13 protein-coding genes are annotated in these 11,932 nt (G+C 72.6%); 7 read left to right on the top strand and 6 right to left on the bottom strand.

Translation table 11 applies throughout. The features are described 5' to 3' along the window. Positions 1 to 5: 5 nt before the first annotated feature. Complete coding sequence (locus Bra3105_RS12540) at positions 6 to 881, bottom strand: PaaX family transcriptional regulator C-terminal domain-containing protein (RefSeq protein ID WP_228357052.1); 876 nt, start codon at positions 879 to 881, stop codon at positions 6 to 8. A 144-nt stretch (positions 882 to 1,025) separates the two neighbouring features. Here Bra3105_RS12540 and Bra3105_RS12535 point away from each other — a divergent pair, with 144 nt between their 5' ends. After that, positions 1,026 to 1,259, top strand: a complete 234-nt coding sequence (locus Bra3105_RS12535) for a hypothetical protein (RefSeq protein ID WP_228357051.1) — start codon at positions 1,026 to 1,028, stop codon at positions 1,257 to 1,259. Between the two features lie 97 nt (positions 1,260 to 1,356). Here the strand turns inward: Bra3105_RS12535 and Bra3105_RS12530 are convergent, their stop codons facing one another. Further along, positions 1,357 to 2,118, bottom strand: a complete 762-nt coding sequence (locus Bra3105_RS12530) for a GNAT family N-acetyltransferase (RefSeq protein ID WP_228357050.1) — start codon at positions 2,116 to 2,118, stop codon at positions 1,357 to 1,359. Between the two features lie 32 nt (positions 2,119 to 2,150). Here Bra3105_RS12530 and Bra3105_RS12525 point away from each other — a divergent pair, with 32 nt between their 5' ends. Continuing rightward, a complete protein-coding gene (locus tag Bra3105_RS12525) occupies positions 2,151 to 2,795 on the top strand; it encodes a pyroglutamyl-peptidase I family protein (RefSeq protein WP_228357049.1) in 645 nt (214 codons plus the stop codon). A gap of 274 nt (positions 2,796 to 3,069) precedes the next feature. Here Bra3105_RS12525 and Bra3105_RS12520 read toward each other — a convergent pair whose 3' ends face one another. Continuing rightward, positions 3,070 to 4,161, bottom strand: a complete 1,092-nt coding sequence (locus tag Bra3105_RS12520; RefSeq protein ID WP_228357048.1) for a rhomboid family intramembrane serine protease — start codon at positions 4,159 to 4,161, stop codon at positions 3,070 to 3,072. A 175-nt stretch (positions 4,162 to 4,336) separates the two neighbouring features. Between Bra3105_RS12520 and Bra3105_RS12515 the strand changes: the two genes are divergently transcribed. Together Bra3105_RS12515 and Bra3105_RS12510 are read left to right on the top strand one after the other, a co-directional pair. After that, the gene (locus Bra3105_RS12515) at positions 4,337 to 6,505 is read left to right on the top strand and encodes an MMPL family transporter (RefSeq protein WP_228357047.1); all 2,169 of its coding nucleotides are present in this window, start codon (positions 4,337 to 4,339) and stop codon (positions 6,503 to 6,505) included. A 122-nt stretch (positions 6,506 to 6,627) separates the two neighbouring features. Then, entirely contained in the window at positions 6,628 to 7,089 is a 462-nt protein-coding gene (locus Bra3105_RS12510) for a DUF2871 domain-containing protein (RefSeq protein WP_323188821.1), read from the top strand. Between the two features lie 169 nt (positions 7,090 to 7,258). On the opposite strand, the gene Bra3105_RS12505 is transcribed toward Bra3105_RS12510, so the two are convergent. Then, entirely contained in the window at positions 7,259 to 7,795 is a 537-nt protein-coding gene (locus Bra3105_RS12505; protein ID WP_228357046.1) for a peptidylprolyl isomerase, read from the bottom strand. A gap of 158 nt (positions 7,796 to 7,953) precedes the next feature. After that, positions 7,954 to 8,466, bottom strand: coding sequence for a DUF805 domain-containing protein (locus Bra3105_RS12500; RefSeq protein WP_228357045.1), 513 nt, complete (start codon positions 8,464 to 8,466; stop codon positions 7,954 to 7,956). Positions 8,467 to 8,703: 237 nt separating this feature from the next. On the opposite strand from Bra3105_RS12500, the gene Bra3105_RS12495 reads away from it, so the two are divergent. Further along, the gene (locus tag Bra3105_RS12495) at positions 8,704 to 9,690 is read left to right on the top strand and encodes a hypothetical protein (RefSeq protein WP_228357044.1); all 987 of its coding nucleotides are present in this window, start codon (positions 8,704 to 8,706) and stop codon (positions 9,688 to 9,690) included. Positions 9,691 to 9,963: 273 nt separating this feature from the next. Next, positions 9,964 to 10,398, top strand: a complete 435-nt coding sequence (locus Bra3105_RS12490) for a carboxymuconolactone decarboxylase family protein (RefSeq protein ID WP_228357043.1) — start codon at positions 9,964 to 9,966, stop codon at positions 10,396 to 10,398. Positions 10,399 to 10,517: 119 nt separating this feature from the next. Here the strand turns inward: Bra3105_RS12490 and Bra3105_RS12485 are convergent, their stop codons facing one another. After that, a complete protein-coding gene (locus Bra3105_RS12485) occupies positions 10,518 to 10,808 on the bottom strand; it encodes a hypothetical protein (RefSeq protein WP_228357042.1) in 291 nt (96 codons plus the stop codon). 60 nt (positions 10,809 to 10,868) lie between these two features. Between Bra3105_RS12485 and gluQRS the strand changes: the two genes are divergently transcribed. Beyond that, on the top strand, positions 10,869 to 11,873 hold the full coding sequence (gluQRS, locus tag Bra3105_RS12480; RefSeq protein ID WP_228357041.1) for a tRNA glutamyl-Q(34) synthetase GluQRS: 1,005 nt from the start codon (positions 10,869 to 10,871) through the stop codon (positions 11,871 to 11,873). Positions 11,874 to 11,932 lie beyond the last annotated feature (59 nt).

Here is an 11,932-nt window from a genome sequence, read left to right as displayed (position 1 = left end):
CGCGATTATCGGGTGCGCTCCCACGGGGCGGGTTCGTACCGGGCGAGGCCCGGCGCGGCCTGCTCGACCTGCGCGCGCAGGAACGGCTGGAGCGTCGGCCCCCATCGGCTGTTCAGCCGGTTCAGCTCGGCGAACATCGCGCCGACGGGCCAGCGCGGGGGCAGGAGCTCCGCGGGAAGATGGGGGTCGGCGAGGACGACGCGCAGGACCTGCTGGTAGAGCGCGTTCCACTGTCCGAACACGTCCCAGAGCGGTGCGTCGTCCGCGGGGCGGCGTGCGAGCTCGACGCTCCCCCGTAGCGCGCGGATCCGCGCGGTGAGGTCCTCGGCGCGGCTGGCGACCTCGGCGAGATCCCACGTCGCCTCCGCCATGCCCCGCGCCTCCTCGATGCTCTCGGGGGTGATCTTCACGCGATGGACGAGGGCTCCCTCGGGCACCTCGCCCAGCTGGCCGAGCACAGTGTCCGCCTCGGCCCGGGCGCTGATCAGGACGCCGGGGCGCAGGGAGCCGAACCCGTGGAAGTCGGCGTAGTAGGTGAGGCGGTCGCGGAACCAGCGGGCGCTCTCGGGTACCTGGTGGAGGAGGCCGTGGAAGCTTCCGGACCACGTGGCCGGCGTCGCGGTGCCCTCGATCTGGCGGTATCGGCGCGCGAGCGGAGCGCCCAGGGAGTAGAGGCCCACGCGCCCGTGCCGCTCGACGTCGAGTCGGCCCATCCGCACCATCTTCGCGAGCGTGCTGCGCGCCGCGGACTCGGTCATGTGGAGGCGGCCGAGCAGGCGCAGCAGGCCCGGGCCGGGCAGGCTCGCGGCCGTGAGCGCACCGAAGACGAAGCCGACGTCCTGTGCGCGGTCGGTGCGCCGATAGCGTTCCAGATCCGTCACCGTTGCCCTCACGTTCCGTGCAGAAGTGGCCCTGGCTCGCCGCCGACTCTACCGTGAGAACACGTCTGGTCTGCGACGATGTCGCGCTTCTGCGGCATCCGGACGGGTCGGCACCGCAGCACAGGAACTCGCATGGAGGTTCCCATGAGCTCGAACCAGATCTATACCCGCGCCGCCCTGAACGGCGCCGTCGCCGGAGTGATCGCCCTGGCCGCCGCGATCATCGGATTCGGCGCTCTGGGCGGCGCGTCGGTGGGCAGCGCGCTCCTGCTCGGCATCGCCTTCGGCGTGGTCGTGTTCGCGCTGGTGGGCGCGATCAACTACTTCGTCCTGCGCGCGAGGCACCCGCGCGAGCGTCCGCCGGAGCGCACGGCCTGACGCACGCCGGAACCACGGCTCCGGCGCCCAAAACCCCTCTGTGGTGGTGGGGCGGGTCGCGGAGCAGCGTCGCTCCGCGGCCCCGAGGACGACGCGCTCAGATGCTCGCGGCGCCTGCCGGCGGAGCGCCGAGCAGTGCGCGCAGCTCCGGGGTGAGCCCCTCGACCTCGACGCTCCGGGAACCGCGCCGGAAGGTCTGCGGGGTGACGAGGAAGCGCTGATGCTCGACGGCTCGGCCGTTCTGCTCGACGATCTCGGTGCCGTTGTCGACGTAGCCGCAGGAGCGGGAGACGCCGTACGAGCGCTCGTTGCCGACGACCGCCGCCGACTCCGCCCGCACCGCGCCCAGGTGGTCGAAGGCGAGGACGAGCACTGCCCGGCGCATGAGGCCGCCGTAGCCGCGGCCCTGCATGTCCCGCGTGAGCCAGGACCCCGAGGTCACGGTGCGGCGCACGGCGAACTGCTTCCCGTTGACGTCCTGGCAGCCGATCAGCCGGCCGTCGGCCCAGATGCCCAGGGTCAGCGACCAGCTCTCCGGGGAGAGCTCGCTGCGCAGGCGCCACTGGAACCGCACCGCCTCGCGGATCCGCTCCTGCTCCGGCCGCGCGTACCAGGGGAAGACGTGCGGGGCGTCGGGGTCGGCGAAGATCGGCCGACGCAGCAGCTCGGCGTACTCCGGGAGGTCGCGATCGGCGAGGACCCGCAGGGTGAGAGGGCCGGAGCGCACCCGCAGGGCGAAGGGCGGGTGCAGGGCCTCGAGATCCCGGGGCGGCCCGACGGGCGAGGACCGGTCGGGCAGGGGCTGGTCGGGCAGGGTCTGGTCGGGCAGGGTCTGGTCGGGCGTCGGCGAGGCGGGCATGCGCCCAGAGTAGAGGCGCCTACCCTGCCCTCATGAGCATCGATGTGCAGCTGAGCGGGTTCGAGCCCTTCGCGGGGGCCGCGACGAACGAGTCATGGGAGGCGGTGCGGCGGGCCGCGCCGCTGCTGGAGGCCCGTGGGGTGAGCATGGGGACGGTGCGCCTCCCGGTCGTGTTCTCCCGCGGGGCCGACCTGCTGCTCGAGCAGGTCGCGGCCCGGTCGCCGCGACTCGTGATCGCGACCGGCCTGGCCGCGGGACGGCGCGCGATCACCCCCGAGCGGGTCGCGATCAACGTGCAGGACGCGCGCATCGCCGACAACGACGGCCGCTCCCCCATCGACGCCCCCTGCGTGGACGGCGGACCCGTCGGCTATTTCTCGACCCTGCCGATCAAGGCGATGGTCGAGGCCGCGCGGGAGCTGGACGTGCCGGCCGCGGTCTCGCAGTCGGCCGGGACGTACGTGTGCAACGACGTGTTCTACCGGCTGTGCCACGCACTGCAGGCGGACGCGAGCGAAGCCGGTGATCGCGGCGTCGCCGTCCGCGGCGGGTTCGTGCACCTCCCGTCGGCCGACGTGGTGGGCGCCGAGGACGCCGCGCGGGCCCTGGTGGGGATGGTCGAGGCCGCTCTGCGGTCGGATCAGGACCTCCGGATCACCGGCGGTGTGGAGTCCTGAGAGGGTTTTCCACAGAGAACTCCACACCTGGGGACGAATGACAGGTTTGTGATTCCGCACGGTGGAGCGCTTCGTACCGCAGGTCATGGGGGCTGTCGCACCGTGCCGATGCCTGTCGGACACCTCCGGTCCACAGGTTCAGGGCCTCCGTCCCCCGCGATTCCACACGCGATCGGCGGTTGTCCCCAAAGTTATCCACAACTGGGGATAATCACAGGCGTGTGATTCCACAGGCGGGGTCCCCCGTCGGCCGTCGGACCCGCGGCCCCGCGCCTCAGAGCAGCGGCAGGTACCCCGCGGGGACTGTCGCGATCTTCACCGCGATGAGCACGAGGCACAGCACGAGCCCGGCGGCGAGCACGCCGCCGTGGATGAGCGCGGAACGGCGCGCGAGCGCCGCGCGGTCGGCACCGGGGCTCGCCTTCGGACGCAGCGCGAACATCACCGCGGTCAGCGCCGTGCCCATCACCAGACCGCCCAGGTGTCCCTGCCAGGAGATGTTGGGGATCGTGAAGGTGATGACAAGGTTCAGCCCGATCAGCACGAGGATCTGCGTGGTCTCTGCGCCCATCCGCCGGTTCACGATGAGCAGCGTCCCGAACAGGCCGAAGATGCCGCCACTCGCGCCGAGCGTCGCCCCGACCCACGAGGAGGGGTTCGCCGGGTCCGCGAACAGGAGCACGGCCACCTGCCCCGCGAACAGCGAGAGCATGAAGATCGCACCGAATCGCCAGTGCCCGAGCGTGCGCTCGAGGTGCGTGCCCACCAGGTACATCGCGTACATGTTCAGCAGCAGATGGAACACGCCGCCGTGGAGGAACCCGGTGGTGATCAGGGTCCAGGGCATCGCGAGGGTGCGCACGGGGGCGTAGATGAGGGCCTGCTCGACGGCGCCCCCGGGGATCAGGGTCTGGCCGAGGAACAGCACCACGCACAGGCCGATCACGCCGTAGGTGAGGAACGGGGTGGAGCTGCCCATGCGTCCGCCGGCCATGTTGCGCGGGCTCGCGGAGCGCTGCTGCGCGGCGAGCTCCTTCTCGCAGTCCACGCAGAGCATCCCCACCGGCGCGGGGCGCTGGCACTCGCCGCACGCGGGCCGGCCGCAGCGCTTGCAGCGCACGTAGCTCACGCGGTCGGGGTGGCGGGGGCACACGGGCGCTCCCGCCTGGTCGCCTCCCGGGATCTGGTGCGCGGGCAGGGAGGCATCACCCGGGGCTCCCGCGGAGGAGCCGCCCACTCCGGCCGCGGCGCCGTCGGCCCCTCCGGCGCGTTCGGCGTCGTCGGCCGAGTAGCCGTAGCTGGGTCGCGGGCGCTCAGCGGGATCCGGGTCGTCGGCGCCGTAGCCGTAGGTGGGTCGGTTCTCCATGCCCCCATTCCTACATGAGGCGCCGGGGAGCACGCCGAGGCGCGGCGGCGCTGCGGGTCACAGGTCGAATACATCGAACGGTTGATTCCGTCCGACGAGGCCGTTCCTAGCGTGGATCGCGTACCGCGGCGCAGGTCGCCGCGGCCCCCAGAACCCCGCGCGACCAGGAAGAACGATGAGAACCTCGACCAGCTCCCCGACGCTGTCGCCGACGCCCGCCACCACGTCGCCCCCGTCCCGACCCGCCCGCGCCCTCGCGCGGATCGCCGCGCTCCTGACCGGACGGCGCTCCGCCTGGGCCGTGCTGGTGGTCGCCGCGCTCCTCGCGCTCGCGCTGATGGGTCTGCGCGGATCCGGACCCGCCGCGGGGATGGACGCGCTCCCGGCGAGCGCCGAGTCCTCGAGGGCCGCAGCGGTCGCCGACCAGCTGCCCGACGCGGACCAGCAGACCGTGATGGCCGTGGTCACCCGCACCGACGGCGGGAAGCTGACGGCGGACGACGAGCAGCAGGTGGCCCACCTCCGCTCCGCCCTCGCGGACGCGACCGACGGCGACGAGCTGCCTCCGATGCCCTCCGAGGACGGGCGCGCCGATCTCGTGCTCGCGCCGATCGACACGGGCGCGGGCGACGATGCGGTGGACGCGAAGGTCGCTGATCTGCGCGAGCTCGCCCATGCCGCCGTCTCCGGCGACCTCCAGGTGCAGCTCACCGGCGGCCCCGCCGTCGGCTCCGACATCCGCGGCGCCTTCGCCGGCGCCGACTTCCGCCTGCTGATCGTGACGATCGCGGTGGTCGGCGTGCTCCTGCTGCTCACCTACCGCTCCCCGGTCCTGTGGCTGCTGCCCCTCGCGGTGGTCGGCGCGGCCGACGGCGTCGCGAGTGCCGTCACCTCGCGCATGGGCGAGACCTTCTCGCTGGCCTTCGATGCGGGCGTGATCAGCGTGCTCGTGTTCGGCGCGGGCGCGAACTACGCGCTGCTGCTGATCTCGCGGTACCGCGAGGAGCTGCATCGCAGCGACGATCACCGGGCGGCGCTGCGCCGCGCCTGGAGCGAGACCGCGCCGGCCGTAGTCGCCTCGAATGTCACGGTGGTGCTCGCCCTGCTCACGCTCGTGCTGGCCGTCATGCCCGCGACCCGCGGGCTCGGCATCGCCGCGGCCGTGGGGCTCGTGATCGCCCTGCTCGCGGTCCTGTTCCCGCTCACCGCCCTGCTCGCGATCACCGGGCGCCGGGTGTTCTGGCCCTTCGTCCCGCGTCCTGCGCAGAGCGGAGAGGATGCCGGAGAGGCGCCCTCCGCGAGCGGGACCGGGACCGATGATGCCGAGCGCGGCGTCTTCGCGGCCGTCGCCCGGCGCGTCACCGCGCGCCCCGTGCTGTCCGTGATCGGCACGCTCGCCGTGCTGGCCGTGTGCGCGACCGGTCTGCTGGGCACGCGCGTCGGCCTCTCGCAGAGCGAGCAGTTCGCCTCGGCGAACGAGTCCCAGACCGGTTTCACCGCGATCGCCGAGCACTACGGCGCCGGCCAGTCCGGCCCGCACCTGATCACGGCCCCCACGTCGGACGCGAAGGCCGTGACGACCGCAGCCAAGGACGTTCCCGGCGTCGAGTCCGTCACCGAGAGCGGCACCACGCCCGGTGGCGAGACCGTCCTCTCGGCCACGGGCACCGCCCAGCCCGAGTCCCCGGCAGCCGACCAGGAGGTCCTCGCCCTCCGCGACGCGGTCCACGGCGTCACGCCGGAAGCCCTGGTGGGAGGCACCTCGGCGCAGGCTCTCGACGTCCACGACGACTCGATGCGGGATCTTCTGCTGATCGCGCCGATCATCCTCGGAGTGATCCTCGTGGTGCTCGTGGTGCTGCTGCGGGCGCTCGTGGCCCCGCTCGTGCTGCTCGCGGCGAACCTCGTCAGCACGCTCGCCTCGATCGGGCTGGGCCTGTGGGTGGGCCGCACCCTCTTCGACATCCCCGCGCTCGACGTCACCGTGCCGCTGCTGGCGTTCCTGTTCCTCGCGGCCCTGGGCGTGGACTACACAATCTTCCTCACCCACCGGATCCGCCGCGAGGCCGAACGCTTCGGCACCGTGCACGGCACCGTCCGCGCCGTGGGCTCGACGGGTGTGGTCATCACGAGCGCCGGGATCGTGCTCGCCGCGGTGTTCGCCGCGCTCGGCGTGCTGCCGCTCGTGGTCCTCGGCCAGCTGGGCCTGATCGTCGGGCTCGGCGTCCTCGTGGACACGGTGCTCGTGCGCACGGTGCTCGTCCCCGCGCTGTTCTCCCTGATCGGGGATCGCATGTGGTGGCCGGGCCGCCTGGGCGCTCGCTCCGATCGCCACGCCGACTGAGCAGTTGTGACCGTCGGCCCGGTCGGCCCCAGGTCAGCACAGCCTGTCCCTCGGCTCCCCCGTCGCTGGGGTCCCCGACCCCAGCTCCCCGTCCCTCGGCTCCACCTTCGAAAGGAACACCCATGCGCGCCATGAACCGTCTGTTCACCGCGATCTGCGCCTACCTCGGCCTCGGTCTCGCCTCCGGACTCGCGTTCCGCGAGATCACCAAGCACTCCGACTGGCCGGCCACCGATCACACCCAGCTGGGCGTCGTGCACACGCACCTGCTGACCCTGGGCGTGATCGTCCTGCTCGCGGTCCTCGCCCTCGAGGCCGTGCTCCGACTGTCCGACTCCCCGCGTCTGTTCGCGTGGTTCCAGGGCGTCTACCACGCGGGTGTGCTGGTCAGCGCCACCATGATGTTCGTGCGCGGCCTGCTCACCGTGCAGGGCGCGGACCTGGGGAGCATGGACGCGATGGTCTCCGGCATCGCCGGGATCGGGCACATCCTGCTCACCGTCGGGTTCGTGCTGCTGATGGTCCTGATCCGTCGGGCGATCGTCCGACGCACGACCCAGGAGACCGTCACCGCACGTCCCTGATCGGGCCGGTCGGGCCGCCTACCGGCCCCGACGCCGACGAGAAGCACGAAACGGTTGCCATGAGCGCTCATGGCAACCGTTTCGTCCTTCTCGCGGGGCGGCACCGGTGCGGCGGGCCCGGTGCGGGGCCGTCGAAAGGCGGACGCCCTGGTGGGCGCCCGCCGCCGGATCACTTCTCGATGTCGACGGACTCGATGACGACGTCCTCGACGGGACGGTCGCGCATGTCGGTCTGGGTGGTGGCGATCGCGTCGACGACCTTCTTCGACTCGTCGTCGGCCACCTCGCCGAACACGGTGTGCTTGCCGTGCAGGTACTGGGTGGGGGCGACGGTGATGAAGAACTGCGAGCCGTTGGTGCCCGCGGGCTTGCCGGTGATCGCGTTCATGCGCTTGCCGGCGTTGGCCATCGCGAGCTTGTAGGGCTCGTCGAAGTTCTTCTCGGAGATCTCGTCGTCGAACATGTAGCCCGGGCCGCCGGTGCCGGTGCCGAGCGGGTCGCCGCCCTGGACCATGAAGCCGTCGATGACGCGGTGGAAGATGACGCCGTCGTAGAACGGACGGGTGACCTTCTCGCCGGAGTCGGGGTCGGTGAACTCGCGGGTCCCCTCGGCGAGGCCGACGAAGTTGGCGACGGTCTTGGGGGCGTCGTTCTCGAACAGCTCGAGGCGGATATCGCCCTGGTTCGTGTGCAGTGTTGCGAACATGCCGCCAGTCTCGCACAGGCGCGCGAGCGTGGCGTGCGCGCGACCGACGGCGACGTGCACACGGCCGGCGGGGTCGCGGGCGCGGCCGGCCGGTCCATCGGTCGCGGGCCGGGAACCCGGCCGAAGGCGCGGGTCAGGAACCCGGCCGGAAGCGCGGGTCAGGACCTCGACCAGGCGTCGCTGCGCAGGCCGAGCGGCGCATCCGGGCCGGTGGTGGCCGTCGGCCGGTCGAAGCGCGCCCCGTCGGGGTTCTCCTTCGAGGCGAGCAGCCAGATCAGCAGCAGCCAGCCGACGATCGGGATGAGGATCAGGAAGAACCAGCCGCCGCCGTGCCCCGCGTCGTGCAGGCGCCGCCAGACCACCGCGAAGCTCGGGATGAGGGTGCCCAGCGCCCAGATCGTCGCGATGACCCCGATCACCGAGGCGCCGCTCGAGCCCATCGGCCATCGGCTGCCGACGATCACGAACGTGTAGTCCCACTTCCACCCCGTGACCAGCATGTTCCCGGCGATCTGCAGAGCGCCCGTGACCAGGAGGTTCACGAGCACCCACCACCAGTACTCGCTCCGGCTCGCCCGCCCGCTGGAGATCCCGTACAGACGGAAGAAGCGGCCGAGAGCCTGCAGGGGCGTCGCTCCGCGCAGCGGTGGGAGGGAGGGATTGCGGGGCATCGGGGATCACCTGCTCGGGGCGCGTCGTCGCGGGGATGCGAGGGGGTCGTGCCGATCACACTACCGCTGGGCCGCGGATCCCCATCCCCACCTGTCAGCACTCTGGATCCGCGTGCCGGGGGTCACGGTAGGGTGGAACCACTCGAGACGTGTCGTCGCGTTTGAGCGACGCGACCCTCGTCCGCACGCACTCCCCCGTCGGGACAGCCCGGCGGACATGACCGAAAGGGGACTCGCATGGCGCTGAGCACGAAGCGTGCCAAGAAGGCAGCGAAGAAGGGCCGGAAGGACGCGGCCAAGACCGCGTCCAAGGTCCAGGACCAGGCGCAGAAGACCGCCGCGGACCTCGGCAGCACTGCGGAGGACAAGGCCGGCAAGGCCGTCGAGGAGCTGAAGTCCCTCGCCGAGAACGCGGGCGACAAGGCCTCGCAGTTCGTCGACCAGGTCCGCCCGCAGGTCGAGGAGGGCCTCCGCACACAGGGCGAGAAGATCTCCGCCTTCGGCGAGAAGATCGGCCCGCAGGCGGAGAAGCTCCGCAACGACCTGCAGGACGACTACCTCCCGCGCGCCCGCCGCACGGCCGAGGCGACCGGCTCCGTGGTGAGCTCGGCCGTCGCCGCCGCGGTCGATGCCGCACGCAGCGAGTTTGACAAGGGCCAGGGCGACATCAAGAAGGCCGCCGTGGCCGCGCCCAAGAAGAAGAGCGGCCGCGCCGGCAAGGTGCTGCTGGTCCTGGGCCTCGCGGCCGTCGGCGCAGCCGCCGGTTACCTGGTGTGGAAGAAGACCCGTCCGGTCGAGGACCCCTGGGCCCCGCCGGCCGACTTCGCCCGCGCCCACTACCCGGCCTCGGGCTCGAGCGAGTCCGACTCCACCCAGGTCTCGGACGCCGTCGCCGGCGCCGAGGCGGGGGACGTCGCCTCCTCGCTCAAGGGCGGCTCCCACGCCGCCTCGACCCCGAACACCGCCGACCGCACCTCGGACACCGCTCCGTCGGAGGTCAAGGTCGACTCGGCCGAGGCGAAGAAGACCGACGGCAAGGGCTCGGAGGCCAAGGGCTCCGATGCCAAGGCCGCCGGCGCGAAGAGCGCCGACGCGAAGGGCGGAGCCGCCAAGGGCTCGGCCGACGACGAGGTCGAGCAGGGTCACGTGATCGACCCCGCCATCGACCCGGCGGACAACCCCGCGGATCCGGAGAAGCGCGGCAACCACCGCGGCGACGCCTGATCGACGTCTGACACCACCCGATGGGTCGCCTCGGCGACCATGACCATCGGATCTCGCGGCCCCCGGTGCACTCGCACCGGGGGCCGCGTCGCGTCCGGGTGCTGCCGCTCGCCGCGGGCGCGCTCGCGGTGCAGCGCAGGCGCGCTCACAGTGCAGGGCCGGCGGGATCCCGGGGTCCGCCTCACATCTCCGGGCCCTCGTCGGTCATCATGGCGAGACGCCCGGGACCCACGTTCCGCCAGGACACCCGGAGTCCAGAACGGAGAACGACCGATGACTAGGATGAAGCTGTTCGAGACGCACCCCGAGGCCTACAAGGCCGTGATGGGCCTCGAGTCCTACTGCAGCCGGCGGATCCCGCGCGAGCTGTACGAGATCGTGAAGCTGCGCGCCTCGATCCTCAACGGCTGCTCGTTCTGCACGGACATGCACTCGCGCGACGGCATCAAGGCCGGCATCCCCACCCCGAAGCTGTTCGCAGTGGCGGCGTGGCACGACTCCCCGCACTTCGACGACCGCGAGCGCGCCGCACTGCGCGTCACCGACACGGTGACGAAGCTGGGTTCCGAGGGCGTCCCCGACGACGTCTGGGACGAGGCGGCCGCGCAGTTCGACGAGGCCCTGCTGGGGGACCTCCTCTTCGCGATCGCCACGATCAACGTGTGGAACCGTCTGGCGATCCCCACGCAGCTCGAGCCGCAGGCCTGAGCCCGCTGTCGGCGTCGGCGTGAGGGTCGGCGCTGTCGCGGTGCTCCGCGATGTCGGCGTCGGCTGCTCCGCCGTCGCCGGCGTCGCGGTCCTCGACGGCCGCTGCAGCGGTCTCCGGTTCAGCGCGCCCGGTCGGCCCGGGCCCGGCGCCGCACCACCGACCGGCCCACCAGGGCGACGGCGCAGCCCGCCAGACCCAGCACGGCCAGAAGACCCCCGGCGATGATCACGAGGCCGGCGCCGATGTTCGCACCCTCCGGGTCATCGGCCGTCGCCAGACTCCAGACCTCTCCGAGGCCCGCGAGGACGATCCCGATCAGGGCGACGACCGCGCACACCCACAGGGCGATCCGCAGGATCAGCACGGTCTCGCCGCCCGCAGGCCGGGCGGGCTTCGATGCGGCGCTCATGGTTCCCCTTCCGTCGGCACTCTCGCGTCGGTCGACGGCCCACGATGCCAGACTGGGGCCATGCCCGACGTCGACTCCCCCGCAGGCCGCTACGCCCCCTCCCCGAGCGGCGACCTGCACCTGGGGAACCTGCGCACGGCGATCCTGGCCTGGGTGCTCGCGCGCCGCAGCGGCCGCGCGTTCCGGCTGCGCGTCGAGGACCTGGATCGGGTGCGCGAGGGCGCCGAGGAGCGCCAGCTCGAGGACCTCGAGGCGATCGGCCTGGACTGGGACGGAGAGGTCATGCACCAGTCTCGGCGCGCCGAGGCCTACGACGCCGCCATCGGCCGGCTCGCCGATGCGGGGCTGGTCTACGAGTGCTACTGCACACGGCGGGAGATCCTCGAGGCGCCATCGGCCCCGCATGCCCCGCCCGGCGCCTACCCGGGCACATGCCGGGATCTGGACGGGAACGCCCGCGAGCGCGGACGCGCGAGGATGCGCGAGCTGCGGCGCGAGCCGGCCCTGCGGCTGCGCGCGGGAGTCGCCGAGTGGGCGGTCCACGACATGTTCGCGGGCGAGGTCACCGGCACGGTCGACGACCTGGTGCTGCGCCGCGGCGACGGCGTGGTCGCCTACAACCTCGCGGTCGTCGTCGACGACGCCGCGCAGGGCGTGGACCAGGTGGTGCGGGCCGACGACCTGCTGAGCTCCGCCCCTCGTCAGGCGTATCTGGCTCATCTGCTGGGCGGCGCCGACCTGGCGAGCGGCACCGATCCGGCGACCAGCGCCGGTCCAGCGACCAGCGCCGACCGGACCCGGGCGGCCGCGCCGGATCCGACCGCTCCGATGGAGTACGCGCACGTCCCGCTCGCCGTCTCCCCGAGCGGCGCGCGCCTGGCAAAGCGCGACGGCGCGGTGACCCTGCGCGATCGGCTCGAGCGCGGCGAGGACGTCGGTGACGTGGTGGGCCGGATCGGCGCCTCGCTCGGGCTGGAAGGATGCCGCAGCGCACCGGACGTGCTCGAACGCTGGGATCCCGCGACGCTGCCGAGCGAGCCGTGGGTCGTGGACCTGCCGGCCTGAGACGACGCGGAGGGCGCTCACGCGAGAGCCCGCGGGCGGGGTCTCACGCAGCCCCGTGC

This window comes from Brachybacterium halotolerans subsp. kimchii, from assembly GCF_020792675.1.
Lineage (GTDB): Bacteria > Actinomycetota > Actinomycetes > Actinomycetales > Dermabacteraceae > Brachybacterium > Brachybacterium halotolerans.
This window is presented reverse-complemented; position numbering and strand designations above follow the sequence as displayed.

What these genes read in the sequence shown, in the direction of transcription:
- Bra3105_RS12535 (WP_228357051.1), top strand. Translation starts at nt 1,026, where the DNA reads ATGAGCTCGAACCAGATCTATACCCGCGCCGCCCTGAACGGCGCCGTC.
- Bra3105_RS12530 (WP_228357050.1), bottom strand. Translation starts at nt 2,118, where the DNA reads ATGCCCGCCTCGCCGACGCCCGACCAGACCCTGCCCGACCAGACCCTG.
- Bra3105_RS12525 (WP_228357049.1), top strand. Translation starts at nt 2,151, where the DNA reads ATGAGCATCGATGTGCAGCTGAGCGGGTTCGAGCCCTTCGCGGGGGCC.
- Bra3105_RS12520 (WP_228357048.1), bottom strand. Translation starts at nt 4,161, where the DNA reads ATGGAGAACCGACCCACCTACGGCTACGGCGCCGACGACCCGGATCCC.
- Bra3105_RS12515 (WP_228357047.1), top strand. Translation starts at nt 4,337, where the DNA reads ATGAGAACCTCGACCAGCTCCCCGACGCTGTCGCCGACGCCCGCCACC.
- Bra3105_RS12510 (WP_323188821.1), top strand. Translation starts at nt 6,628, where the DNA reads ATGCGCGCCATGAACCGTCTGTTCACCGCGATCTGCGCCTACCTCGGC.
- Bra3105_RS12505 (WP_228357046.1), bottom strand. Translation starts at nt 7,795, where the DNA reads ATGTTCGCAACACTGCACACGAACCAGGGCGATATCCGCCTCGAGCTG.
- Bra3105_RS12500 (WP_228357045.1), bottom strand. Translation starts at nt 8,466, where the DNA reads ATGCCCCGCAATCCCTCCCTCCCACCGCTGCGCGGAGCGACGCCCCTG.
- Bra3105_RS12495 (WP_228357044.1), top strand. Translation starts at nt 8,704, where the DNA reads ATGGCGCTGAGCACGAAGCGTGCCAAGAAGGCAGCGAAGAAGGGCCGG.
- Bra3105_RS12490 (WP_228357043.1), top strand. Translation starts at nt 9,964, where the DNA reads ATGACTAGGATGAAGCTGTTCGAGACGCACCCCGAGGCCTACAAGGCC.
- Bra3105_RS12485 (WP_228357042.1), bottom strand. Translation starts at nt 10,808, where the DNA reads ATGAGCGCCGCATCGAAGCCCGCCCGGCCTGCGGGCGGCGAGACCGTG.
- gluQRS (WP_228357041.1), top strand. Translation starts at nt 10,869, where the DNA reads ATGCCCGACGTCGACTCCCCCGCAGGCCGCTACGCCCCCTCCCCGAGC.